Origin of the sequence: Minwuia sp. (assembly GCF_048263705.1) — a bacterium.
In the GTDB taxonomy this organism is placed as follows: domain Bacteria; phylum Pseudomonadota; class Alphaproteobacteria; order Minwuiales; family Minwuiaceae; genus Minwuia.
The window spans coordinates 262,842-285,597 of the sequence record NZ_JBLXDV010000005.1 but is presented as its reverse complement, the minus strand read 5'-3'; the positions used below and the strand labels follow the sequence as shown (position 1 = coordinate 285,597).

The window sequence follows — 22,756 nt, the reverse complement described above, 5'->3', positions numbered from 1 at the left end:
TTCAAGAATGGCAACTACCTGTGCGAGTTGCGTTATTTCGTTTTCATGGTGATTCCATGAAAACGAAAAACGCTCTATCAGCACCAGCGGCCCGTCGGGCGTCTGCAAGGCGCGCCGGACGAGACCGTCGTCCGCCGGCCAGCCCGCGAAGGATTGGGGTTCTCCGCCTGCGTGCCGCAGAAGGGAAAAGCTGCGGGGTCCACCTCCGAATTCGATCAGGTCGCCGAGCAGACCGTTCGCCGTCGGCACGAGCTGATACGTCCGGCTGTAGCGCTTTTCCTGTCGCGCTGCCGCATACAGGATATCCCAGGAAAGCCCCCGATCACCGGATCGAAGGATCTGGGCCGACCATGACGAGGCGGCGGCATAGAGCGTGTCTCCGCGCGGATAGATGCCGTGGACGTGGAACTGTCGGCCTACGCCCGTCTCCAGAACCTGCCAGTCCCGGCCATTGGTGACGGCGATCTGTCCCCAGCCGAGCGAGACGCGGGGGTCCTCGAACGGCCAGTAGAGCAGGCCGTCATGCACGGCGGGTTCGCCCACATCCTGGCTGAACAGGCGGCGTTCCATGCGCAGCCCGGACCCGTCGGGCCGCATCGACCAGATGTCGGCCGAGTTGTGTTCCGGCCAGCGGTTCGCGTTGGCAAACCAGATACGGCCGCGATAGCCGACGGGTTTCGCGGCGTGGGTCCACGGTTCCACCTTTGCCAGGACCGGCAGTTCGGTCGGTTCGGTCGCCGCAGCACCGGCCGGGCTGAACAGAAGGAAAAGGATCACAAGCGGAGAGCGAATGGTTCAGCCCTCTATCGGATCGCCACCGAGTTCGATGATCACGGCCTTCAGGGCCTGAGTTGCGCGGTCGAGCAGTTCGGCATCCGTCGAGCGCAGCACCAGCGAGGAGCCGAACCGCCCGTCGCGCTGGAACGGGTAGCTGCCGGCCTCGATGCCGGGAAAGTCTGTCTCGATCTTCTGCAGCGGCGTGGCGATGATGCCTTCGGGCAGGAATGCGCTCACCGAACGGCTCAACAGCGGATCGCCGCCGACCAGCTCGTGGGCGATGCTTTCGAACATGGCCTGCATGACGGCGGGGATGCCCGCGAACGTATAGACGTTCTCGACCCGGAAGCCGGGCGCGGTGCTGACGGGATTCTCGACCAGCACGCCCCCGTGCGGAATACGCGTCATCCGGCGGCGGGCCTCGGTGAAGTCGCTGGGATTCTTGTAGCGGGCCGAGAGCAGCGCCACCGCGTCCGGATGTTCCGAGATGCCGACACCAAACGCCTTTGCAATACAGTCCGCCGTGATGTCGTCATGGGTCGGACCGATGCCGCCCGTCGTGAAGACGTAATCGTATTTTGCCCGCAGGGCGTTGACCGCCTCGACGATCTCGGCCTCGATGTCGGCAACGACGCGTGCTTCCAGCATCCGGATACCCAGTGCGGTCAGCCGGTCGGCGATGAACCCCATGTTCTTGTCCTTGGTCCGGCCGGACAGGATCTCGTTGCCGATGATGATCAGCGCGGCCGTGACGATCTTTGGTTCTGCGGGCATGTCAGGCGCGTTCCTTACTTCATGAGTCCGCGTTCATCCAGAAAGCCGATGACGGCATCGGTGAACACATCGTTGCGATCGCCCGCCACCATATGCCCGGCACCGCCCACGTCAACGAAACCCGCATCGGGACGCAGCGCCATCAGATGTTTCACCGATTCCGGGCTGACGACATCCGAGAAGCGGCCCCGGACCAGCAGGATCGGGCAGTCGGCATCCCGAACGCCCTGGGCGCGGGCTTCTTCATCCAGCCTGGTATCGACACCCGATTTTCCAACGATCGTCTTCGGGTCCCAGTGCCAGAACCACCGTCCGTCACGTTCGCGCAGGTTCTTTCGGATCGAGTTGAGATCGACGGCCCGCTTGCGTTCGGGCGTGTAGGCCGAAACGGCCGCCGCGGCATCCTCCAGCGTCGCGAAGCCTTCGGCCATGTTCGCTTTCATGAAATCCAGAATACGGTCGGCACCCTTCGCTTCGACCATCGGTGCGATATCGACGAGGATCAGTGCGGTCGCCTGCAGTTTCGGTTCGTGGCCGACCGCCACCATGCAGCCGAGTCCGCCCAGCGAAGCGCCGATCAGAACCGGCTTGCCGCCCAGATACCCGGCCCACGCGCGCGCATCGTCGGCGATGTCGTGATAGCTGTATCGTCCCTCCGGGGACCATGCGCTGTCGCCATGGCCACGGTGATCGACCGTGATGGCCCGCCAGCCGCGCGCGGCCATGGACTGTGCCGTGCCGCCCCAGCTGTGGCGGGTCTGGCCGCCGCCGTGCATGAACAGCACCGGCGGCCCGTCTTCAGGACCGTAGCTGTCGCCGACGAGGGTCAGCCCGTCGCGCGACTGGCACTGAACCAGAGTAGATGACGCGGCGCTGCTCATTTCACTCGACCTGCTGTGATTTGCATCCTAATAATCTGCGCATGCATGTGTTTTGTTTCCTGAAAGTTGGTGTGGCGCTGGCCGGTGTTCTGGCTCTGAGCGCTTGTGAGATTGTCGATACGGGACGCAGCCGGGTCGGTGGCGGATCGTGCGGATTTTCCGATGCGACGCCGGGCACGCCCGAATATCGCGATTGCCGCAGCAGGAACACGTCAGAACCCAGAACACCGAGCCGCACGCCGGGCGGCAGCGTATTCTAGCCATCGCTAAGCGGGATTGCCGAAACCGCGCGCCACATCCTCGGCAATACCGACCTGAATGGCGCACTGCACCAGTTCTTCCCATGTCTGATCGTCAATCGGCAGACCGTTGGCGCTCCGCTCGGCGGATGATTTCCGCTCCGGATCGCCCGGCACCATGACCTCCTCGACGCCTGGCGCGGGGGGCGAGGCCTTCACGTGCTTGATGAACATGTCGACCTCGGCCAGCAGGGCGTCGGTCGATCCCAGCCGCGCCGGATCGACGATGATGGTCAGCATGTTGTTGATGATGGACCAGCCGTCCGAGCGTTCGGGCAGGAACGTGCCGCCACCCGAGAGGCCGCCCGCCAGGATCTCGCAGATCAGTGCCAGGCCATAGCCCTTGTGCTGGCCGACCGACATCAGCGCGCCGGTGGGTTCATTGAACATCACCGACGGGTCCTGGGTCATCACGCCGCGATTGTCGATCAGGCAGTCCGGGGGCACTTCGACGCCCTTGTTGAAGGCGACCCGCACCTTGCCCTGGGCCACCTTGGTGGTGGCCATGTCGAAGATGATCCGCGGATGTTCCGGGGTCTCGGGAATGGCGGTGCAATAGGGATTTGTCGTGTAGCGCGCGTCCGAACCGCCATAGGGAGCCACCAGCGGCATCTTGGTGATGCCGTTCACCCAGTGGATCGAGATCAGTCCCGCATCCGCCGCCATCTCGCCCCAGGCGCCGATGCGGCCCAGATGATGGCTGTTGCGCAGACTCATCAGGCACATCCCGTGCTCTTTTGCGCGTTCGATGCCCAGTTGCATGGCCTCGACACCGATCGCCTGTCCATAGCCCGCATTGCCGTCCAGCAGCAGGATCGCGCCATCATCCTTCACGACCGAGATGTGCCTGTTGGGGCGCAGCTTGCCGAACTGGCTGGCATTCACATAGGTCGGCATCAGCCCGATGCCGTGGCTGTCATGCCCCTTCAGGTTGGCCTCGACCAGATTGGTGGCGATCAGCCGGGCCTCGTCGTCCGACGAACCGTTGGCCTTGGCGATGGTGGCCATCATGGCTTCCATCCGGTCTGCTGCGATTGTGGGCATGGTTCCTCCCCAGGAAACGTTTGTGCGCCGACAATAGACCGCGCCGACGGGATGCTCAAACAGTTGGCGCGGGGCCTGTGCTGAAGCGCTCCAGAATGCGCTTGCGCAGGCTGTCGCGGACCTGACGCCAGGCGTCGAGACGGGCCTCGCGGCTGCCCTCGATCAGGCTGGGGTCCAGGGTTGGCCAGTATTCGACATCGCAGGCCATCGTGCGTGTCAGTTCGATGGCCTTGTGCTGGGATTCAGGGGACAGGGAGATGATCACATCGAAGAATGTGTCTTCCAGATCGTCGAAGCTCTTGGCGCGATGACCGCTGATGTCGATGCCCAGTTCGTCCATCGCCGCGATCGAGAAGCCGTCCACATCGCGCGACCGCACACCGCAGGAATCGACGTAGATCGCGTGGCCCATCAGTTGTTTCAGCAGGCCCTCGGCCATGGGCGAACGGACGCTGTTCTCGGTGCAGGTGAACAGGACTGCTCCGGGAAGCTCCAAGGGCCGGTCCTCAAGCGCGGATGTGCAGGACGCAGATCAGCGTGAACAACCGCCGCGCCGTGTCGAAGTCGATCTCGATCTTGTCCTGCAGCCTTTCCTGAAGCAGCTCCGATCCCTGATTGTGGATGCCGCGGCGGCCCATGTCGATGGCTTCGATGCGCGAGGGCGTGGCGGTCTTGATGGCGGAGAAATAGCTCTCGCAGATCTTGAAATAGTCGCGGACGGTGCTGCGGAAGGTGGACAGCGCCAGCACGATGCGGCCCTGTTCCACATCGTCCTCGCCGCAGATCTGGATCGCCAGACGGTTGTCCTCGATGGTCAGGTGAACATTGAAGGGCCCGTGATATTCGTCGCCGACGGGGCGGAAGCTGTTCTGTTCGATCAGGTCGAAGATCGCGACCTTGCGTTCGTGATCCACGTCCGGCCCCCAGCTCTTGATGGAGCTGTTGTCCAGCGAGATCGCGGCGATGCGGTTCTGATCGGACATGGCGGTCAGCGGTTCATGCGGATGCGAACCGAAAGCGCGTGGGCGGGCAGGCCCTCGGCATCCGCCAGTGTGGCCGCCGCCGGGCCGATGCGCGAAAGGCTCTCGGCGTCGCAGCTCACGAAGGTCGTGCGCTTCATGAAGTCGAGCAGGTTCAGGCCGGACGAGAACCGGGCGCTGCGCGCCGTCGGCAGCACATGGTTCGGTCCGGCGACGTAATCGCCGATCGCTTCCGGGGTGTGACGGCCCAGAAACACTGCCCCCGCATTGCGGATCCGGTCGAAAAGCGGTTTCGGATCGGCGACTGCAAGCTCCAGATGCTCCGGTGCGAGCCGGTCCACCAGGGGGATGGCCTCCTCCAGCGCAGCGGTCACGATGATCGCGCCGTGATCGCGCCAGCTTTTCCCGGCAATGTCGGCGCGGGGCAGAACCGCAAGATGGCTGTCCACGGCAGCGCTGACGGCATCGGCAAAGGCTGCATCGTCGGTGATCAGGATGGACTGCGCGGATTCGTCGTGCTCGGCCTGGGACAGAAGATCGGCGGCAATCCAGGCCGGGTCGTTCTCGCCGTCGGCGACGACCAGGATTTCCGACGGTCCCGCGATCATGTCGATGCCGACCGTACCGAACACCCGGCGCTTGGCGGCCGCGACATAGGCGTTGCCGGGGCCGACGATCTTGTCCACGGCTGCGATGGTCTCGGTGCCATAGGCCAGAGCCGCCACCGCCTGGGCACCGCCGACACGATAGATTTCCGTGACGCCGGCCAGATCGGCCGCCGCGATCACCAGTGGATTGATCACGCCGTCAGGCGTCGGGACGACCATGGCGATGCGGGATACGCCGGCCACGCGCGCGGGCAGGGCGTTCATCAATACCGATGAGGGGTAGGAAGCGAGGCCGCCCGGCACATACAGGCCGACGGCACCGACGGCGTTCCAGCGTGCGCCAAGCCTGACACCTTCCTCGTCGGTCAGCGCATCGTCGTCGGGCCACTGACGCCGATGAAAGGCACGGATCCGGCGCGCCGCCAGTTCCAGCGCATCCAGTGTCTCGGCATCGCATTGCGCACGCGCGGCATCGATTTCATCGGCGGTGAAGCGCAGTTTCCCCGGTTCCAGCTGCAACCGGTCGAAGCGCGCCGTGTAATCGACAAGCGCCCGATCGCCGCGCGCGCGGACATCGGCGATGATGGCGGCGACGACGTCATCGACGTCGGCATCGGTCTCCCGCTTGCTGTTCAGCAGCGCTTCGAAATCGGCTTCGAAGCCTGCCGCGCTGGTCTCAAGCCGCTTCGGCATCGACGGCACTCCGGAAACGGTTGATCCAGCCCTGAAGCTCTTCGGGGCGTGTCTTCAGCGCCGTGCGGTTGACGACCAGACGCGAGGTGATGTCGGCGATGTGCTCGATCTCGACCAGACCGTTGGCCTTCAGGGTGGAGCCGGTCGAGACCAGATCAACGATCCGGCGGCAGAGCCCCAGATTGGGTGCGAGTTCCATCGCGCCGTTCAGCTTGATGCATTCGGCCTGAACGCCCCTGCGGGCGAAATGGCGCTGGGTGATCGCCGGATATTTCGTGGCGACGCGGACGTGCGACCAGCCTGCCGGGTCGTCCGTCTTTGACAGTCCGGCGGGCTCGGCGACCGCAAGCCTGCAATAGCCGATGCCCAGATCCAGCGGCGCATAGATGTCGGAATAGTCGAATTCCATCAGCACATCGTTCCCGGCGATGCCCAGATGTGCGGCCCCGAAGGCGACGAAGGTCGCCACATCGAAGGACCGGATACGAATGATCGACAGATGGGGATGATTGGTGGCAAAGGTCAGCTGCCGGCTGGACGGGTCGTCGAATGCGGCCTCGGGCTCAATCCCGGCGGCACGCACCAGCGGCATGGCTTCCTTCAGGATGCGGCCCTTCGGCAGGGCCAGCACAAGCGGTTGCGGGGCGGATTTCTGAACGGTCATGGCGCATACCTGTCAATCGCCGTCGCCATCCTCGATCTCGTGACGCGGCCGATTGGGCGTATACCAAGCACGTCCCATATCGTCCACCAGCACGTCCACGCAGCCCGCCTCCAGCCGGACGGCAGGTCCGCCCGCGAATGTGAGGGTGATCGTCGCTTCGGGGACGTTGTCGCCCGGTTCCGATACAATCGACAGCAATTCCAGAACGGTCTCGCCGTCGATTCCGTTCATGCCCAGCGCCTGTACGCGGGCGATGTCATTGATCTGGATGCCGGCGCGGATGCGGCTGCCGCCCTTGTCGTCATCGACCTCGTCGCCTTCCCAGCGGAAGCGATTGCAGACAAAGGCAAAGCGTCGCGCATTCCGGTCGAACCGCATGTCGGCACGCTTGACCGTCGCGCTTGACAGGGCGGCGGACACGACCTTCAGGTCATCCTCGTCCACGGCATGCAGATGCAGCGGCGCAGGCGGCTTCCGCTTGCGATCCTTCATATCTTTCCCCCTCCAGAACCAGATCTCATCTCACTGAAACGATCAAACCGCGTTCTGTTGCCGTCAGTTCCCGCTGACACGTTCGATATCGGCCCCGCAGGCCTTCAGTTTCTCTTCCAGCCGCTCGTAGCCCCGGTCGAGATGATACACACGATTGACCTGGGTTTCACCTTCCGCCGCCAGACCCGCCAGCACCAGTGAGACCGATGCGCGCAGATCGGTTGCCATCACCGGCGCGCCCTTCAGCCGCCGCACGCCGCGCACCATCGCCGAGGAGTCGTGCACGGTGATGTCGGCCCCCATGCGCCCCAACTCGGGTACGTGCATGAAGCGGTTCTCGAAGATGGTTTCGGTGATCATGGCGGCGCTGTGGCTGATGGACATCAGCGCCATGAACTGTGCCTGCATGTCGGTCGGAAACCCCGGATAGGGTTCGGTCATGACATCGACGCCCAGGATGCCTGCACCGTCACGGCGCACACGGATGCCACCCTCAAGCAGGTCCACGCTGGCACCGGAACGCTGCAGCGGCGCCAGGATCGCCTCGACGATGTCGTGGTCCGCGCCCGTCAGCAGGATATCGCCACCCGTGATGGCCGCCGCCACCGCGAAGGTGCCGGTCTCGATCCGGTCCGGGATGACGCGGTGTGCGGCACCGTGCAGGGCGGGCTGTCCGGTGATGGTGATCCGGTCGGTGCCGCGCCCGGCGACGACGGCACCCATGGCAACCAGCAGGTCGATCAGGTCGCCGATCTCGGGCTCGCGCGCGGCGTTTTCGAGGACGGTGGTGCCCTCTGCCAGCGCCGCTGCCATCAGCAGGTTCTCGGTCGCGCCGACGGACACCACCGGCATTGTGACCGTCGTGCCGGTCAGGCCCCGGGGGGCGGTTGCGTGAATGTAGCCGCCTTCGATCTCGATCTCCGCCCCCAGTGCTTCCAGCCCCTGGATGTGGATGTTGACCGGCCGCGTGCCGATCGCACAGCCACCGGGCAAGGACACCTTGGCCTCGCCGGTGCGCGCCAGCAGGGGGCCCAGCACCAGAACGCTCGCCCGCATCTTTCGCACGATATCGTATGGCGCGACGGTCCCGGTGATCTCGGGTGTATTGAACTGCCAGCTGTTGTTGCCCTGATCCTCGGCCTTGCAGCCGAACTCTGCGAGCAGTTCCGCCATGGTCCGGATGTCGGCCAGGGCCGGCACGTTCGTCAGCGTGACGGGCTCGTCTGTCAGCAGCGTCGCCGTCATCAACGGCAATGCCGCGTTCTTCGCGCCACTGATCTGAATTGTGCCGCGCAGCGGGTTTCCGCCGCGAATCAGAATGCTGTCCATTCGAACCCTCTATTCCCGATCAAAACGCAATTCCGGCAAAAAGGCCTGACGAATGAGGCGTTGGAATGGCGGGAAAGCCGGCAACGCATCCGGTGTCAATGTTGTTCCCTGTTCTTGATCGCCTTCGGCTTCCGGGTCGTCTGCACGGCTTTCCTGCGGCGCAGATTCTCTTTCAGCTGCTCGGCAAGCCGGGCTTCCTTCTCGGCCGCCTTGCTGCCTTTCCGTTCATTTCCGCCGGTCATCGGCTGCGATCCTAGCGCCCCAGGCGGCTTCGGTTCAGCGCCACGGTCTCGCGGTCGATCAGGAATGCCGCGACGACCCGGTGCTGACTGGCCTCACCGTTCCCCTGATAGGGGATCTCGATGAGTATCTTCTCGTCCTCGAAGTTGGTTGCGCTGCTCAGGCCGATGGTCGTGCTGTAGGTCTGACGTCCCGTGATCACCCCGTCAGGCGCCACGGTGGCCACCACGTATTCCACGTCGATATCCTGGACCCGCGCACCCTGGAAGCGTGCTGCGGACACCCGGACGGTCATCGGAAACCTGACCTTGCTGTAGCCGGTCCGCGAGGCGTTGCTCTTGTCGTAGATGCAGGTGCCGTGCTGGACGCTGAGACGCGCCAGGGCCACGACCTCGCCATCGGGGCCTGTCACGGGGTTGTCGGCGGCATCAGGCAGCACACCGATCTTCGGACAGGTCCCGGCGGCGGCGGCACCGCCCCCGCAGGCATGCAGAACGGCGGCGATCGCGATCATGGACCCCGCAACGAGGCCGGCTTTGAGAAACTTCATTGAACTCAGATCTTGTTGTGGGAGCCGTCGCACATCGGCGATTTACGTGTGTGCTTGCAACCGCAGAAAAAGGCCTTGCCGGTTTTTTCGGCGGTGTATTTCTGCGGCGCGAAGTCGGATCCCTTGTGGGAGCCGTCGCAGAAGGGCTGTTTGCCGCTCTGGCCGCAGGTGCACCAGAAATACGACTTGCCTTCCTCGACATCGGTTGCGTACGGCGCTTTCTGGGCGATGACAGGTTCCGTCATGTTTGCGATCTTCCAGCCTTGATTGATTGTGTTCCGACCCAAACTTGTGGTTGGGACGGGCGCAATGTAGATGAGGAAGCGTCGCGCCTCAAGCGGTGCTGACGGCTTCCCTTGGAGTGTTGATGTGACGGTACACGAACAACCCCGGCTGAACGTTCTTCTGGCCAATCCGCGCGGGTTCTGCGCAGGCGTGGAACGCGCGATCCAGATCGTTGACAGGGCGCTCGACAAGTACGGCGCGCCGGTCTACGTCCGCCACGAGATCGTGCACAACCGGTTCGTGGTCGAGGGGCTGGAGAAGCGCGGCGCGATCTTCGTCGAGGAACTGGACGAGGTGCCGGCGGACGCCGTGGTCGTCTTTTCCGCGCACGGCGTGCCGAAATGGGTGCCGCAGGATGCCGAGCGTCGCAAGCAGTTCTATCTGGATGCCACCTGTCCGCTGGTTTCAAAGGTTCACGTCGAGGCCGAGAGGCATCATCGGGACGGCTTGCACATCATCATGATCGGGCATGAGGGCCATCCCGAGGTCATCGGCACCATGGGTCAGCTGCCCGAGGGGGCCATCACCCTGATCGAAACTGCCGATCAGGCGGCGACGGTTGACATCCCCGATCCCGAGCGTCTTGCCTTCATCACGCAGACGACCCTCTCGGTGGATGACACGGCCGAGATCGTCGACACGCTCAGGAAGCGGTTCCCGCGGATCAGCGTGCCGCGCAAGGAAGACATCTGCTACGCCACCACCAACCGGCAGGCGGCCGTCAAGGATATCGCAAGCCGGTGCGACCTGTTGCTGGTGGTCGGTGCGCACAATTCCTCCAACTCCAAGCGTCTTGTCGAAGTGGCGGAGAGGGCTGGATGCTCTCGTTCCCTGCTGGTGCAGCGCGCCGCCGACATCGACTGGGAGAAGATCGGACAACCGGGCACGCTGGGCGTGACGGCGGGGGCCTCGGCACCCGAGGTGCTGGTGCAGGAGGTGCTGGATGCCTTCCAGCAGAGGTTCGACGTTCAGGTTACCGAAGTCGATGGCGTTTCGGAGGATGTGATTTTCAAGATTCCGCGCGTCCTCCGGGACTGACGGGCCGGATCTTGGCGGTCTATACCGATATTGACGATGACGAGCTGGACGGCCTGCTGCTGGCGTATGACATCGGTCGCGCGGTGGCATGCAAGGGCATTGCCGAAGGGGTGGAGAATTCCAACTTCCTGCTGCAGACCGATCAGGGCCCCTTCATCCTGACGATCTACGAGAAGCGCGTGAACAGCGATGATCTGCCCTGGTTCCTGGGTCTGATGGCACATCTGAACGCCAACGGTCTGCCCTGTCCGCAGCCGATCGTGCGCCGGGACGGCGGTCTTTTGAGCCGGGCGTCGGGCAAGCCGGCGGCGATCGTCAGCTTTCTGAACGGGCGATGGCCGAAAAAGCCGAAGCCGGTCCATACGCAGAAGGTGGGTGACGCGCTGGCGCGCCTGCATCTTGCCGGTGCGGACCTGGCGGCTGAACGGGCGAACGGCCTTTCGGTCTCGGCCTGGCGAGATCTGCTGTCGCAGTGCGGCGAAAGATCGGATGAGGTCCATGACGGGCTGTATGACGCGCTGACGACGGAGGTCGGCTTTCTGGAAGCGCACTGGCCGGACGCCCTGCCGCGCGGTGTGATTCACGCCGACATGTTTCCCGACAATGTGTTCTTCATCGACGAAGAGCTCAGCGGTGTCATCGACTTCTACTTCGCCTGCACCGACGTGCTGGTCTACGATCTCGCGATCTGTCTGAACGCCTGGTGTTTCGAGCCCGACGGGGCCTTCAACATCACGAAGGCACGGCAGATGCTGGGCGCGTATCGGGAGCGGCGCGCGCTGACACGGGATGAGTTCGACGCGCTTCCCGTACTGGCGCGGGGCGCTGCCATGCGGTTTCTCCTGACCCGGCTGTACGACTGGCTCAACCACCCGGAAGGGGCGCTGGTCACGCCGAAGGATCCGATGGAATACTGGCACAAGCTCGCCTTCCATCAGAAGGTCGCCAGCGCCACCGCCTACGGCCTCGATTTCTGATGGCGACGGTCGAGATATGGACCGACGGGGCGTGCTCGGGCAATCCGGGCCCTGGCGGTTGGGGAGCGTTGCTGAAATACGGCGACCGGGAACGGGAACTCAGCGGCGGTGCCGCCGATACGACCAACAATCGCATGGAACTGACGGCCGCGATCGAGGCGCTTTCGGCGCTGAAGCGGCCCTGCGAGGTCATCGTGCATACCGACAGCCGCTACGTCATGGACGGTATCACCAGTTGGCTGCCCGGATGGAAGAAGCGCGGCTGGAAGACGGCCGCCAAGAAGCCCGTGCTCAACGTCGACCTCTGGCAGATGCTTGACGAGTTGAACGCCCGGCACACGGTCGAGTGGCGCTGGGTGAAGGGGCACGCGGGAGATCCGGGGAACGAACGTGCCGACGAACTCGCGCGCACCGCGATCGAGGCGTTCCGCTGACCGCGGCCCTGCCAGGGTTAACGGCTTTTCAACATCCGGCCTGTACTGGCTGATACAGGGGCATTCCTGTAACAGGCAAACGCGTTGTATCCATGTCGGAAATGATACGTGAAGATGCGTCCGTCCGGACCGACGGGCTTGTAACGGTCGCGCTGGGTGCCGTCGCCGTCCTGCTGCTGGCGACGCTGGGCGTCGAGATGACGCGCGCCGCGGGCAATGTGGCGAGCATCTGGCTGGCCAATGCGCTGGCCCTTGGCATTATCCTGCGCGTTGGCGGCGCGCTGCGATACGCAGCCTTTGCGCTGTCCGGCACAGCGATATTCCTCGCCAATCTGGCCTATGGGGACACCGTGACGGTGTCGCTCGGCCTGACCATCGCCAATCTGCTGGAGATCGCCTGCTCCGCCCTGATCCTGAATTACATGCGCTTCCGCCGTCGCGATATCCTGACACCGGAAGGCTTCTTCCGGTTCCTGCTCGTCGCGGGACTGGCCGGGCCGATCGTCGGGGCCGTGGCGGGCGCGCTGGCATTGAACCACTTCTACGGTGCGCCGTTCCTGGCTGTTTTCCAGACCTGGGTGGCGTCCGGGATCGTCGGTGCCGTGATCATCGGGCCGGCAGTCATCGCGCCGGTTCAGGACACCCTGAAGAAGAGGCGGTGGTTCCTTCTCACCGAAGCCGCGCTTTGGATCGCGACGATCTTCGCGCTTGTCTGGGTCGTGCACCGGTCCTCGTTCGATCTGCTGATCTATGCGATGCCGGCCCTGATCGTCTTTGCCGGTATCCGGTTGGGTATGCCGATGTCCGGCCTCGTCGGCAGCTGCCTGGCGATCTCGCTCATCTGGAGTGAAATTGGCTCGGCAGATCCGGCTTCCCGCGTGTTCGGCGGCAACATTCTGGAGATTCAGGTGTTTCTGCTCGCCCAGATCGCACTCGCGCATGTCGTGGCGCTGCTGTGGCATCAGCGCGGGCAGGTGGAACGCCGGATGCAGGACTACGTGCGCGCGGTGGAAGGATCGCAGGACGGGATCCTGTTCGTCGATCCCGATGACCGGTTCACCGCCTGGAATCGCGCCATGGCGCAGTTCTTTCCCGACATCACCCAGGTTCCGGCAGGCGGACGGCAGGCCTTTCATGCGCAGAATTCCGAACTGCTGCGCCGCCTGCGCGAAGGAGAGGTGATTTCGGACCTGCGACTCACCCGGCCCGACGGCAAGGGGGAAAGCAGGGAAATACTGCTCAACGCGGCACCTGTCTTCCGGAAGGACGTCTATGAGGGGGCCACGGTGACCGTCCGTGACGTCACCCGTGAGGAGCGTCTGAATCGGGTTGCGCAGGAACGCGCCGCGGAGCTTGAGGCATTTGTCGATGCAACATCGGATGCGGTGGTCGGTACCGATGCGGACGGCATCATCAACGTATGGAACAGATCTGCGGCGGTTTTCTACGATCTTCCGGCGGAGAAAGCGCTCGGCAGCAGCATTCTCGACGTCAAGCGCGGTTCCGATCGTGAAACCAGGGCGGCAAACATGGCGCGGCTGGCGCGCGGCGAGGAGATCCGCAACTCACTGGTGATCCGGGGGGAAGACGATTCGGTGGAACGTCAGGTGGAACTGGCGATCAATCCGATCTTCGATGCGGAACGGAATTTCACGGGCACGGCGACCGTGATGCGGGATGTCACCGATCTGCTGCAGACCGCATCACAGCGGGATGAAGCCGAAAAGCTGCTGGCGGTGGCCCTGTCTTCGATCACGGATGCCATCGCGATCTATGATGCCGATGAGAAGCTGGTGGTCTGCAACACGGCCTATGCCGAGATGATCGGACTGGAAGATCCGGCAGCCTGCGAGGGCCAGGCCTGGGAATGGCTGTTGCGGAACAACCTGGCCGCTGGCGACATCGCCCTCGCACCCGAAGCGTGGGACAGCTGGATCGAGGACCGGCGAAACCGACGTCGTGAGGGCGGCAGGCCCTTCGTCATGAATGTTCGGGGCGACACGTGGCTGCTGGGCAATGACTATCCGATTGCGGGTGGCGGATTCATCACCGTGCGTCAGGATATCTCCGACCTGAAACGCGTCGAGAAGCAGCTGGAGCGCTCCAACGCCGAACTTGAACAGTTCGCCTTCGTCGCCAGCCACGACATGCAGGAACCCCTGCGCAAGATCATGGCGTTTTCCGGCATCCTTGATGAGGAATTCGCTGACGTCCTGCCCGAAAAGGGGCGGAAGTACCTCGGCTTCGTGACGTCGGCGTCGCAGCGCATGCAGACGCTGATCCAGGACCTGCTGGCCTACTCCCGTCTGGACAGCGGCCATGGGAAAAAGGAAACGACCGATCTCGGCGATCTGGCGCGGCAGGCGCTGCAGAACCTGTCGGAAGCCGCGCGCGAAGCCGGTGGCGAGATCGAGATCCAGGACCTCGGGATGGCCGAAACCAGTCCTGCCGAGATGACGCGGGTGTTCCAGAACCTGATCGGGAATGCGATCAAGTACCGCAAGCCCGACACACCGCTGAAAGTTGTCGTGACGCGGGATTGGGGGATTCAGGATCAGGTCGTCATCCGGGTGGCGGACAATGGTATCGGGTTCGACATGAAGCACGCCCGGCAGATACTGGAGCCCTTCAAACGCCTGCACGCGCACAGCAGCATACCGGGAACCGGGATGGGGCTGTCGATCGTGGCCAAGATCGTCCGGAACATGGGCGGAGACGTCGTCGTGGAAACCGCCACGCCCGACGGGGCCACGTTCCGGTTGTCATGGCCGGTGCACGCGCCCGGTGAGTCCGGCCTTCCAACAGCACGGGGCGGGCGCTAGTATTCTTGATCAGGCAAGGGTCGGACACCGTGCGCCGGCGATGTTTTGACAGGGTTCCATTCCAATGACGTCATTGAACAGAAACGTGGTCTGGGCTGAGGACGATCTGGCAGACCGCGTGCTTTTCCAGCGCGCCATTTCGAAGGCCGGACTGCAGATGGAACCGTATTTCGTCGGCGACGGCGTGGAACTGATCCAGTATCTGAAGAATGAAGGATCCTACACGGATCGTACGACCGCACCGCGTCCGGACCTGATCCTGCTGGATCTCAACATGCCGCGGATCGACGGGCGCGAGGTGCTGGCCTTCCTGAAGGCGGACCACGATCTCCGACGCATTCCGGTGGTAATTTTCTCGACCACGAACGCGCCCAGTGAGGTCGTGACCTCCTATGACCTCGGCGTGAATTCCTTCATCACCAAACCCGGCTCGTTCGAGAAGCTCGTGAAGACGATGAAGCTGATCGAGGGCTACTGGGCGTGCGCGTGCGAAGTGCCCGCCGTCTGACCGGAAATTAGCATTCCGTTAACCGGTTTTCGCTGTTATCGATCCGACATTTATCAGGGATGCCGATTTTTGAGCAGCAGAGAGACATCAGGATCAGCGCAGATTTACCGCTTCGCGCCAGCCAGGACGGAAGAGCCGTCGGTCATGCGCGTCGTGATGGTCGATGACGATTACGAGGATTTCGTGCTCGTCAAGCGGCTGCTGAAATCAGTGGGTGCCTACAGCCTGTTTCACGTTGATAACGTCGAAGATGCTCTCAGGATGCTCCGGTCCGATGATTTCGATATTGCGCTCATCGATGGCAGTATCTCGGGCAAGTCGGGCATCGATCTGATATCCGAGCTTTCGATTCCGTCGCCCGTCATGCCGATGATCCTGCTCACGGGCCAGGGTGACGATGTCGTCGACGAGGCCGCGCTGCGCGCGGGGGCCTATGACTTCATCGACAAGAAGGATCTTTCGGCCCGGTTGCTCGCCAGATCGTTGCGCTACGCCCACGCGCAGTTCGAGTCCGAGACACGCCTGCGCCTGAGTGAACAGGCCATGCGCCTCGCGAAGGAGGAGGCGGAACTGGCGAGCGCCGCGAAGAGCCAGTTCCTCGCGCACATGAGCCATGAGCTCAGGACGCCGCTCAACGCCATCATCGGGTTTTCCGAACTGATGCTGCACGGGATTATGGGGCCGATCGAGAACCCCCGCTATCGCGAATATATCTCCGACATCGGCAACAGCGGCCAGCATCTGCTCACGCTGATCAACGACGTCCTCGATCTGTCCAAGATCGAGGCCGGCAGAATGTCCTTTCACATCGAAAGGGTTCGGGTGAGCGAACTGGTCGAAGATGTGGTTCGTCTGATGCGCCAGAAGGCTGTCGACGGCGACGTCACGATCGATATCGATCTTTTCTCCGATGTCGAACTGATGATCGACCGGCGGGCGGGCAAGCAGATGCTGCTCAACCTGCTTTCCAATGCGATCAAGTTCACCCGGCCGGGCGGGCGGGTGACCATCAGTTTCTCACCCAACGGCGCTCGGGTGACCCTGAGTGTCATCGATACGGGCATCGGCATCCCGCCCGAGAAACTGTCTTCCATTCTCGAACCCTTCGCGCAGGTCGAGCAGGAGCTCTATCTGACCGAAGAAGGAACGGGTCTCGGTCTGCCGATCGTGAAGGCCCTGATCGAAGCCCACGACGGGCATCTGGATATATCCAGTGCCGTCGGGCGCGGCACGCGGGTCAGCCTCTGCTTTCCCGAGAGCAGGATTGCGGAATAAAGCATTCCTGGCGTTCTTCTCGCCGCCCGGACATGAAAAAGGGGCCGCGACGACCCCTTTTCCCGTTCAAAACCGGTCTTCGAAAGGAAGACCGTTATCGGACTGAAACGCCCCCGGATGTTTCCATCAGGCGCGTTTCATCGCGGTATCAGAGCTTTTCCAGAATCGCGTCGGCACCCGAGACGGTGAGCTCGCCGGGATTGCTTTCGACCGCCAGGTGCTCGACCTTGCCGTCGTTCACGATCATGGCGAACCGGGTGGCGCGCTTGCCCATGCCGCGCGGGGTCAGGTCCAGTTCCAGGCCCAGCCGTGAAACATAGTCGCCCGAGCCGTCGGCCAGCATCATCACCTTGTCGCCGGCCGCCTGATCCTTGCCCCAGGCATCCATGACGAACACATCGTTCACGGACAGGCATGCGATCGTGTCGACACCTTTCGACTTGAACTGGTCCGCCTTCGATACGAAGCCGGGCACGTGCTTGGCCGAGCAGGTCGGCGTGAAAGCGCCGGGAACGGCAAACAGGACCACCTTCTTGCCGCTGAACAGTTCGTCGGTCGTGATCGGAGCGGGGCCTTCGCCGGTCATCTGCATCAGACCGCCTTCCGGCATTTTATCGCCTTCCTGAATCGTCATGGGTCGCATCCCCTTAATCTTGTTTGATTGGAACCGGACGTTCGGTCCGGCAGTGTTCATGCACTTAGTATCTCATCCCTCAAGTGTCCAGTTGCGGTGCCGATCTAGGGCCGAGCCACGCTCGCGGGCATCTCGGCGGCAAAACCCTCGCCGGAGAGCGTCAGAACCAGATCCTTTCCGGCCAGGGACCCGCCGCCGCGGTTCTCGGCAACAGCGATCGCGCAGGATGTCGTGGTGCCCGCGGTCGTGCAGGCGGGGCGTTCGAAAAGAAGGTCTTTCGGACCCTCGACGATCAGATCGGGCCGGACGACAGGACGGTCGGTCTGAATGCGTATCTCGACCACGGCACGGCCCGCGTTCAGGGTTTCCCGCACGCTTTCGATGCTGGCGATATCCTTGTCCTGTACCGGCACCTTCGACAGCGCCGTTCCGATGGACCGCGCATGGCGGTTCTCCGGCCAGCCGCCGGCGGGCAGATCGAGTGCAAGGCTGGTCGTCACGGGCACGCAGATGTCGGCGCAGGCGGCATAGAACAGCTCCAGCTTCACGGATGCGGCGCCGCCTTCGCGCTGGAAGGTGATGGGCAGGATGGCCTCATCTTCGTAGCCGTAGGTCTCCAGGCCGTAGAAGACGAAGCGCAGGGGCAGGGGCCACCTGATCTCCATGTCGGTCGCGCCGCTCGTGCCTTCCCATTCGGGCACGGGCGGGAAACCCGCATCGCCCGGACTGCGCCAGTACACCTTCCAACCGGGAGACATGACGAACTGCAGGCCCAGCATGTCGCCGTGACCGGGCACATGGCCGGCCACCAGCCTGACTTCCGCTTCCTGGATGCCGCCCCAGGGAGAGGCGAAGTCGGTCGCCTGCGCGGCCGATGAGGCCGCGAGAACGCCGCACAGGGCTGCCAGTAGGAATCTGATCTTCATGGTTCTGGTATATTGGCACGACCGGCCTGTTGCCAATGATGGATGGCTCACGATGGTGTGTCGCGGCGTGTCCGATGGTCTGTGCTTGAAAGCGGCGGCGTGGCGTACCATCCTGCCGGTATGGATGATGATCGGGAAACAAGCACGGCGGACACTCTGGAAGGCCAGATACTGATCGCCATGCCCGCGATGGCCGATCCGCGTTTCGAGCGGTCGGTCATCTACATGTGCGCGCACTCGGAAGCGGGCGGTGCCATGGGCCTGATCGTCAACAAGACGCTGGACAACCTCAGCTTCGCGGATCTGGCCGGGCAGCTTGATCTCGGGCGGCCTGACGAGATGCCCGACATCCCGCTGCACTACGGAGGACCTGTCGAGACTGGCAGGGGGTTCGTTCTGCATTCGCCCGATTACGGGCGCGACGCGACCATTCCCATCGGCGAGGGCGTGGCGCTGACGGCGACCGTCGATATTCTGAGGGCCATGGCGGAACAGCGCGGCCCGATGAGCGCGCTGCTGGCGCTGGGATACGCCGGCTGGTCTCCGGGGCAGCTTGAGGGCGAGATCCAGCGCAACGACTGGCTGCACTGCGAGGGGAGTCCGGAATTGCTGTTTGCGACGTCAGCCGAAGCCAAATGGGACGCGGCCATGGCGCGGCTGGGGATCGATCCGGCCCTGCTTTCGTCGGAGGCGGGCCGCGCCTGAAAGGACGACGGGGTTCAACGAGGGGGAGAGTGGCCGTGCAGATCGATGCCGAGCCTTTCAAGATCAGTGTCAGCGATGCGGTTCTCGACGATCTCAAGGATCGCCTGGCGCGCACGCGGTTTCCCAACGAGGTCGAGGGTGGTGGCTGGTTCTACGGGGCCGACCTGACCTACATGAAGAAGTTCGTGGAGTACTGGCGCGACGCCTATGACTGGCGAAAGTGGGAAGCGGAACTGAACCGCTGGCCCGGCTATATGGCCAGGGTCGACGGGTTCGACATTCATCTGTGGTGCGAACCGGGGTCGGGCAGCAACCCGGAACCCCTGCTGATCACCCACGGCTGGCCCGGTTCGATCTTCGAATTCCACGAGATCATCGAGCCGCTTGCCCATCCGGAACGGTTCGGTGGCGATGCCGAGGACGGCTTCACCGTGATCTGCCCCTCGCTGCCGGGCTATGGCTGGTCCAGTGCGCCGGCGAAACCGATGCACCCGAAGGAAATTGCCGATCTCTGGGCTAAGATGATGCGGGAGACGTTCGGCATCGAGCAGTTCTACGCGCAGGGCGGCGACTGGGGATCGATCATCACATCATGGCTGGCGCACCGGCACCCCGATCGGGTGAAGGCCGTTCATCTGAATATGGTGCCGTTGAGGCCCTACTTGGGCGAGGGCGCGCCGCCACTGTCCGATGACGAGAAGAAATGGATCGCAGCCTTCAAGAAGCGCACCGCCCGGGGCATGGGCTATTTCCAGATCCAGGGCACCAAACCGCAGAGTCTGAACTATGGCCTGTCGGACAGTCCGGCTGGCCTGGCGGCGTGGATTGTCGAGAAATTCCAGTACCGCCACAAGGAAGGTCCGGGCGTTCTGACGTTGCATTCGATGGACCAGTTGATCACCAACCTGATGTTCTACTGGGTCAACAATGCGCACAATTCGGCAAGCTGGATCTATACCGCCGTGACGGAGCAGGGCGGCATGGAACTCGGCAGGAGGGACGACGGGACGCCGGACCGGGTCGAGGTGCCGACCGGCTTCTGCCTTTTCCCCTACGATCTGGGGCTGATCCCGCCGGACAGCTGGTTGAACCGGAGCTATAACGTCGTTCACTATACGAAACAGGAAGATGGCGGGCATTTCGCGGCGATGGAGAAACCCGTCGAACTGACGGCCGATATCTTCACATTCTTCAAGGGCCTGAAATGACGGACCATCGCGACCCGGCGCGCCACTACGAAAGCTATCGGATTGGCGAGATCATCAGGGGGCCGGGCATCACGCTGACCGAAAGCGAGATCATCGAATTCGCCTTCAGATATGATCCCCAACCCCACCATCTGGACAAGGTCGCGGCGGAAAAGTCGATCTACGGCGGCATGATCGCGAGTGGCTGGCAGGTGGCGGCGACCGGCTTTCGTATGCTGGTCCAGGCCGGTTTCATCGGGTCGGCCTCCATGGGCTCGAACGGGATGAGCAATCTGACGTTCCACATGCCCGTGCGCCCCGGCGACACGATCTCCGGCGAGGTCGAGATCACTGAGAAGCGCGAGAGCAAATCGCGTCCCGAACTGGGTCTCGTCACCATGCTGGTGCGCATATTCAACCAGAACGGCGAGAAGGTCTGTTCGTGGGATGCGGTGCAGTTCGTCCTGAAGCGGCCGGCCGCATGATTGCCTGTCAGCGTCACCTGTTCGACATGCCCGATGACCGGGCCTATCTGAACTGCGCCTACATGGGGCCGCTCAGTCGTCGCGTCGTCGAAGCCGTGCGCCGGGGTGCGGCGCGCAAGGCGCAGCCATGGACGGTCGTGCCGGATGACTTCTTTACCGAGACCGACAAGGCCCGAGGCCTGTTCGCGGAGCTGATCGGCGCGACATCCGATGACGTCGCCGTCGTGCCAGCCGCGAGCTATGGCATCGCCACCGCCGCGCGGAACCTGCCGCTTGCGAAGGGGCAGCGCATTCTGGTGCTGAAGGACCAGTTCCCGTCGAACGTCTACGGCTGGCGGGAGATGGCGAAGGCCAACGGTGCCGAAGTGGTCACGCTGGGGAAGGCGCAGGACGATGACTGGACACGGGTCATTCTCGACGCCATCGACGACCGGACGGCGATTGCCGCGCTCGCCAACAATCACTGGACCGACGGCAGCCTGATCGACCTCGTTGCGGTCGGTGCGCGTTTGCGCGAGGTGGACGCGGCACTGGTCCTTGACCTCACGCAGTCTCTCGGCGCGCTGCCGTTTTCGGTGAAGGATGTGCGTCCCGACTTCATGGTCTGCGCCGCCTACAAGTGGATGTTGGGGCCGTATTCCATCGGGTTCATGTATGTCGATCCGAACTGGCAGGATGGCGAACCGCTGGAACAGAGCTGGATGACCCGCTCCAATGCGCGGGATTTCGCCAATCTGCTGAACTATGTGGACGATATGCAGCCCGGTGCGCGGCGCTACGACATGGGCGAGTTCTCGAATTTCGCCCTGATGCCGGGAGCGATTGCCGCGATGGAACAGCTGCATGAATGGACGCCGAAGGCTATCGCCGAGACGCTGGGCGCGAAGACGCGGGATATCGCCGCGCAGGCAGCCATGCTCGGTCTGACGTCGCCGCCGGACAGTTCGCGTGCGCCGCATTTTCTGGGACTTTCGTTTCCGGACAAGCCACCAGCGAACCTTGTCGCGGACATGGCGGCGCAACAGGTTCATATCAGTGTGCGCGGCACCTCGATGCGGGTGACGCCGCATCTGTACAACAATGACGATGACGTCGCGCGCCTGATGGATGCGTTGCGCGCCATTCTCTAAGGGGGAGAACGTGATGGAATATGTGCGATTGGGCCAGACGGGCCTGCGTGTCAGCAAGCTTTGTCTGGGCTGCATGACCTATGGCGACCCGGATAAGGGCCACCATTCATGGGTGCTGCGCGAGGAGGAATCGAAGCCCTTCTTCCGGGAGGCCTGGGAGGCCGGGATCAACTTCTTCGATACGGCGGACATGTATTCCATCGGCGCGTCGGAGGAGGTTACAGGCCGTGCGCTGAAGGAACTGGCGCCGCGCGATCAGACCGTCATCGCGACCAAGGTCTACAATCCGATGTCCAAGGCACCGAACGACCGCGGCCTGTCGCGCAAGCATATCATGGCCAGCATCGACGACAGTCTGCGTCGGCTGGACACCGACTATGTCGACCTCTACCAGATCCACCGCTTCGACTATCACACGCCCATCGAGGAAACGATGGAAGCCCTGCATGACTGCGTGAAGGCAGGCAAGGTCCGCTATATCGGTGCCTCGTCCATGTGGGCGCGCCAGTTCATGGAAATGCAGCATGTCGCGGACATGAACGGCTGGACGCGCTTTGTCTCGATGCAGAATTTCTACAACGCGGCCTATCGTGAGGAAGAACGTGAGGTGCTGCCCTATTGCGCCGACAACGGCATCGGCGTGATCCCGTGGAGCCCGATGGCACGCGGGTTCCTGACCCGTCGCCCGGAAGGCGAATCCCTTGGCGATACGGACCGCGCGAAGACCGACCCCGTGGCACAGCGCGTCTTCGGCCGCCCGGAAGACTTCGACGTGGCCAACGCCGTCTGCGATGTGGCCGAGGCGAAGGGCCTGCCGCCCGCACAGATCGCGCTGGCCTGGGTGCTGAAGAACGACACGATCACCGCGCCGATCATCGGGGCATCGAAGCCTGGCCACATCTCCGATGCCATCGCCGCGCTGGAGGTCGAACTCTCCGAGGACGAATGCAAGCAGATCGAAGCACCGTACCGTCCGCAATGGCCGAAAGGGCACCAGTAAGCCACGCGGACGCCAGCCG

Annotated in this window: 26 protein-coding genes; 11 read left to right on the top strand and 15 right to left on the bottom strand. The window is 63.3% G+C overall.

The genetic code is table 11. From position 1 onward, the window contains the following. From ACN0X7_RS09970 to ACN0X7_RS09910, 13 genes are all read right to left on the bottom strand, one after another. Positions 1–777: hypothetical protein (locus ACN0X7_RS09970; RefSeq protein WP_417516697.1), on the bottom strand; the 777-nt coding region annotated here is incomplete at its 3' end. Positions 778–795: 18 nt separating this feature from the next. Then, positions 796–1,551, bottom strand: a complete 756-nt coding sequence (locus ACN0X7_RS09965) for a competence/damage-inducible protein A (protein ID WP_417516695.1) — start codon at positions 1,549–1,551, stop codon at positions 796–798. Positions 1,552–1,565: 14 nt separating this feature from the next. Next, positions 1,566–2,432 (bottom strand): alpha/beta fold hydrolase, encoded by an 867-nt coding sequence (locus tag ACN0X7_RS09960; RefSeq protein ID WP_417516693.1) that lies wholly within the window; start codon positions 2,430–2,432, stop codon positions 1,566–1,568. Between the two features lie 266 nt (positions 2,433–2,698). Next, a complete protein-coding gene (locus ACN0X7_RS09955; protein ID WP_417516691.1) occupies positions 2,699–3,775 on the bottom strand; it encodes a malate/lactate/ureidoglycolate dehydrogenase in 1,077 nt (358 codons plus the stop codon). Positions 3,776–3,830: 55 nt separating this feature from the next. Further along, positions 3,831–4,271: a low molecular weight phosphatase family protein gene (locus ACN0X7_RS09950; protein WP_417516689.1), complete on the bottom strand. Its 441-nt coding sequence runs from the start codon at positions 4,269–4,271 to the stop codon at positions 3,831–3,833. 10 nt (positions 4,272–4,281) lie between these two features. Further along, on the bottom strand, positions 4,282–4,758 hold the full coding sequence (locus tag ACN0X7_RS09945) for a UPF0262 family protein (RefSeq protein WP_417516687.1): 477 nt from the start codon (positions 4,756–4,758) through the stop codon (positions 4,282–4,284). A 5-nt stretch (positions 4,759–4,763) separates the two neighbouring features. Further along, a complete protein-coding gene (hisD, locus tag ACN0X7_RS09940) occupies positions 4,764–6,056 on the bottom strand; it encodes a histidinol dehydrogenase (protein ID WP_417516685.1) in 1,293 nt (430 codons plus the stop codon). After that, positions 6,040–6,720: an ATP phosphoribosyltransferase gene (hisG, locus tag ACN0X7_RS09935; protein WP_417516683.1), complete on the bottom strand. Its 681-nt coding sequence runs from the start codon at positions 6,718–6,720 to the stop codon at positions 6,040–6,042. The genes hisD and hisG overlap by 17 nt, the downstream gene beginning before the upstream one ends. A 12-nt stretch (positions 6,721–6,732) precedes the next feature. Continuing rightward, positions 6,733–7,212 carry a DUF2948 family protein gene (locus ACN0X7_RS09930; protein WP_417516681.1) on the bottom strand — a complete coding sequence of 160 codons (480 nt, stop codon included), beginning with the start codon at positions 7,210–7,212 and terminating at the stop codon, positions 6,733–6,735. A gap of 63 nt (positions 7,213–7,275) precedes the next feature. Beyond that, on the bottom strand, positions 7,276–8,541 hold the full coding sequence (gene murA / locus ACN0X7_RS09925; protein ID WP_417516679.1) for a UDP-N-acetylglucosamine 1-carboxyvinyltransferase: 1,266 nt from the start codon (positions 8,539–8,541) through the stop codon (positions 7,276–7,278). A 95-nt stretch (positions 8,542–8,636) separates the two neighbouring features. Next, the gene (locus ACN0X7_RS09920) at positions 8,637–8,783 is read right to left on the bottom strand and encodes a hypothetical protein (RefSeq protein ID WP_417516677.1); all 147 of its coding nucleotides are present in this window, start codon (positions 8,781–8,783) and stop codon (positions 8,637–8,639) included. An 11-nt stretch (positions 8,784–8,794) separates the two neighbouring features. Then, entirely contained in the window at positions 8,795–9,331 is a 537-nt protein-coding gene (locus ACN0X7_RS09915) for a hypothetical protein (RefSeq protein ID WP_417516675.1), read from the bottom strand. A gap of 5 nt (positions 9,332–9,336) precedes the next feature. Then, positions 9,337–9,576, bottom strand: coding sequence for a CDGSH iron-sulfur domain-containing protein (locus tag ACN0X7_RS09910; RefSeq protein WP_417516673.1), 240 nt, complete (start codon positions 9,574–9,576; stop codon positions 9,337–9,339). A 124-nt stretch (positions 9,577–9,700) separates the two neighbouring features. On the opposite strand from ACN0X7_RS09910, the gene ispH reads away from it, so the two are divergent. The 6 genes from ispH to ACN0X7_RS09880 all read left to right on the top strand — a co-directional run bounded on the left by ispH (position 9,701) and on the right by ACN0X7_RS09880 (position 16,670). Beyond that, on the top strand, positions 9,701–10,654 hold the full coding sequence (gene ispH / locus ACN0X7_RS09905; protein WP_417516671.1) for a 4-hydroxy-3-methylbut-2-enyl diphosphate reductase: 954 nt from the start codon (positions 9,701–9,703) through the stop codon (positions 10,652–10,654). Positions 10,655–10,665: 11 nt separating this feature from the next. Next, the gene (locus ACN0X7_RS09900) at positions 10,666–11,631 is read left to right on the top strand and encodes a homoserine kinase (protein ID WP_417516669.1); all 966 of its coding nucleotides are present in this window, start codon (positions 10,666–10,668) and stop codon (positions 11,629–11,631) included. Beyond that, entirely contained in the window at positions 11,631–12,065 is a 435-nt protein-coding gene (gene rnhA, locus ACN0X7_RS09895) for a ribonuclease HI (protein WP_417516667.1), read from the top strand. The genes ACN0X7_RS09900 and rnhA overlap by 1 nt, the downstream gene beginning before the upstream one ends. A gap of 92 nt (positions 12,066–12,157) precedes the next feature. Then, positions 12,158–14,887, top strand: a complete 2,730-nt coding sequence (locus ACN0X7_RS09890; RefSeq protein WP_417516665.1) for an ATP-binding protein — start codon at positions 12,158–12,160, stop codon at positions 14,885–14,887. 64 nt (positions 14,888–14,951) lie between these two features. Further along, positions 14,952–15,395 (top strand): response regulator, encoded by a 444-nt coding sequence (locus ACN0X7_RS09885; RefSeq protein WP_417516663.1) that lies wholly within the window; start codon positions 14,952–14,954, stop codon positions 15,393–15,395. 144 nt (positions 15,396–15,539) lie between these two features. Next, positions 15,540–16,670: an ATP-binding protein gene (locus ACN0X7_RS09880; RefSeq protein WP_417516661.1), complete on the top strand. Its 1,131-nt coding sequence runs from the start codon at positions 15,540–15,542 to the stop codon at positions 16,668–16,670. Positions 16,671–16,818: 148 nt separating this feature from the next. Here the strand turns inward: ACN0X7_RS09880 and ACN0X7_RS09875 are convergent, their stop codons facing one another. Further along, positions 16,819–17,304 (bottom strand): peroxiredoxin, encoded by a 486-nt coding sequence (locus tag ACN0X7_RS09875; protein ID WP_417516659.1) that lies wholly within the window; start codon positions 17,302–17,304, stop codon positions 16,819–16,821. Between the two features lie 104 nt (positions 17,305–17,408). After that, the gene (locus tag ACN0X7_RS09870) at positions 17,409–18,230 is read right to left on the bottom strand and encodes a protein-disulfide reductase DsbD domain-containing protein (RefSeq protein WP_417516657.1); all 822 of its coding nucleotides are present in this window, start codon (positions 18,228–18,230) and stop codon (positions 17,409–17,411) included. Between the two features lie 42 nt (positions 18,231–18,272). On the opposite strand from ACN0X7_RS09870, the gene ACN0X7_RS09865 reads away from it, so the two are divergent. The 5 genes from ACN0X7_RS09865 to ACN0X7_RS09845 are packed head-to-tail and all read left to right on the top strand — an operon-like array spanning position 18,273 to position 22,737. After that, positions 18,273–18,935: a YqgE/AlgH family protein gene (locus ACN0X7_RS09865; protein WP_417516655.1), complete on the top strand. Its 663-nt coding sequence runs from the start codon at positions 18,273–18,275 to the stop codon at positions 18,933–18,935. A gap of 35 nt (positions 18,936–18,970) precedes the next feature. After that, positions 18,971–20,143, top strand: a complete 1,173-nt coding sequence (locus tag ACN0X7_RS09860; RefSeq protein WP_417516653.1) for an epoxide hydrolase family protein — start codon at positions 18,971–18,973, stop codon at positions 20,141–20,143. Continuing rightward, positions 20,140–20,607 carry a MaoC family dehydratase gene (locus ACN0X7_RS09855; protein ID WP_417516651.1) on the top strand — a complete coding sequence of 156 codons (468 nt, stop codon included), beginning with the start codon at positions 20,140–20,142 and terminating at the stop codon, positions 20,605–20,607. The genes ACN0X7_RS09860 and ACN0X7_RS09855 overlap by 4 nt, the downstream gene beginning before the upstream one ends. Next, the gene (locus ACN0X7_RS09850; RefSeq protein WP_417516649.1) at positions 20,604–21,737 is read left to right on the top strand and encodes an aminotransferase class V-fold PLP-dependent enzyme; all 1,134 of its coding nucleotides are present in this window, start codon (positions 20,604–20,606) and stop codon (positions 21,735–21,737) included. The genes ACN0X7_RS09855 and ACN0X7_RS09850 overlap by 4 nt, the downstream gene beginning before the upstream one ends. Positions 21,738–21,750: 13 nt before the next feature. Continuing rightward, positions 21,751–22,737 carry an aldo/keto reductase gene (locus tag ACN0X7_RS09845; protein ID WP_417516648.1) on the top strand — a complete coding sequence of 329 codons (987 nt, stop codon included), beginning with the start codon at positions 21,751–21,753 and terminating at the stop codon, positions 22,735–22,737. Positions 22,738–22,756 lie beyond the last annotated feature (19 nt).

Bases quoted from the DNA above. Each gene is read 5' to 3' on its own strand.
- ACN0X7_RS09965 (WP_417516695.1), bottom strand. From the start codon at position 1,551: ATGCCCGCAGAACCAAAGATCGTCACGGCCGCGCTGATCATCATCGGC.
- ACN0X7_RS09960 (WP_417516693.1), bottom strand. From the start codon at position 2,432: ATGAGCAGCGCCGCGTCATCTACTCTGGTTCAGTGCCAGTCGCGCGAC.
- ACN0X7_RS09955 (WP_417516691.1), bottom strand. From the start codon at position 3,775: ATGCCCACAATCGCAGCAGACCGGATGGAAGCCATGATGGCCACCATC.
- ACN0X7_RS09945 (WP_417516687.1), bottom strand. From the start codon at position 4,758: ATGTCCGATCAGAACCGCATCGCCGCGATCTCGCTGGACAACAGCTCC.
- hisD (WP_417516685.1), bottom strand. From the start codon at position 6,056: ATGCCGAAGCGGCTTGAGACCAGCGCGGCAGGCTTCGAAGCCGATTTC.
- hisG (WP_417516683.1), bottom strand. From the start codon at position 6,720: ATGACCGTTCAGAAATCCGCCCCGCAACCGCTTGTGCTGGCCCTGCCG.
- ACN0X7_RS09930 (WP_417516681.1), bottom strand. From the start codon at position 7,212: ATGAAGGATCGCAAGCGGAAGCCGCCTGCGCCGCTGCATCTGCATGCC.
- murA (WP_417516679.1), bottom strand. From the start codon at position 8,541: ATGGACAGCATTCTGATTCGCGGCGGAAACCCGCTGCGCGGCACAATT.
- ACN0X7_RS09920 (WP_417516677.1), bottom strand. From the start codon at position 8,783: ATGACCGGCGGAAATGAACGGAAAGGCAGCAAGGCGGCCGAGAAGGAA.
- ACN0X7_RS09915 (WP_417516675.1), bottom strand. From the start codon at position 9,331: ATGAAGTTTCTCAAAGCCGGCCTCGTTGCGGGGTCCATGATCGCGATC.
- ACN0X7_RS09910 (WP_417516673.1), bottom strand. From the start codon at position 9,576: ATGACGGAACCTGTCATCGCCCAGAAAGCGCCGTACGCAACCGATGTC.
- rnhA (WP_417516667.1), top strand. From the start codon at position 11,631: ATGGCGACGGTCGAGATATGGACCGACGGGGCGTGCTCGGGCAATCCG.
- ACN0X7_RS09890 (WP_417516665.1), top strand. From the start codon at position 12,158: ATGTCGGAAATGATACGTGAAGATGCGTCCGTCCGGACCGACGGGCTT.
- ACN0X7_RS09885 (WP_417516663.1), top strand. From the start codon at position 14,952: ATGACGTCATTGAACAGAAACGTGGTCTGGGCTGAGGACGATCTGGCA.
- ACN0X7_RS09880 (WP_417516661.1), top strand. From the start codon at position 15,540: ATGCGCGTCGTGATGGTCGATGACGATTACGAGGATTTCGTGCTCGTC.
- ACN0X7_RS09875 (WP_417516659.1), bottom strand. From the start codon at position 17,304: ATGACGATTCAGGAAGGCGATAAAATGCCGGAAGGCGGTCTGATGCAG.
- ACN0X7_RS09870 (WP_417516657.1), bottom strand. From the start codon at position 18,230: ATGAAGATCAGATTCCTACTGGCAGCCCTGTGCGGCGTTCTCGCGGCC.
- ACN0X7_RS09865 (WP_417516655.1), top strand. From the start codon at position 18,273: ATGGCTCACGATGGTGTGTCGCGGCGTGTCCGATGGTCTGTGCTTGAA.
- ACN0X7_RS09855 (WP_417516651.1), top strand. From the start codon at position 20,140: ATGACGGACCATCGCGACCCGGCGCGCCACTACGAAAGCTATCGGATT.
- ACN0X7_RS09850 (WP_417516649.1), top strand. From the start codon at position 20,604: ATGATTGCCTGTCAGCGTCACCTGTTCGACATGCCCGATGACCGGGCC.
- ACN0X7_RS09845 (WP_417516648.1), top strand. From the start codon at position 21,751: ATGGAATATGTGCGATTGGGCCAGACGGGCCTGCGTGTCAGCAAGCTT.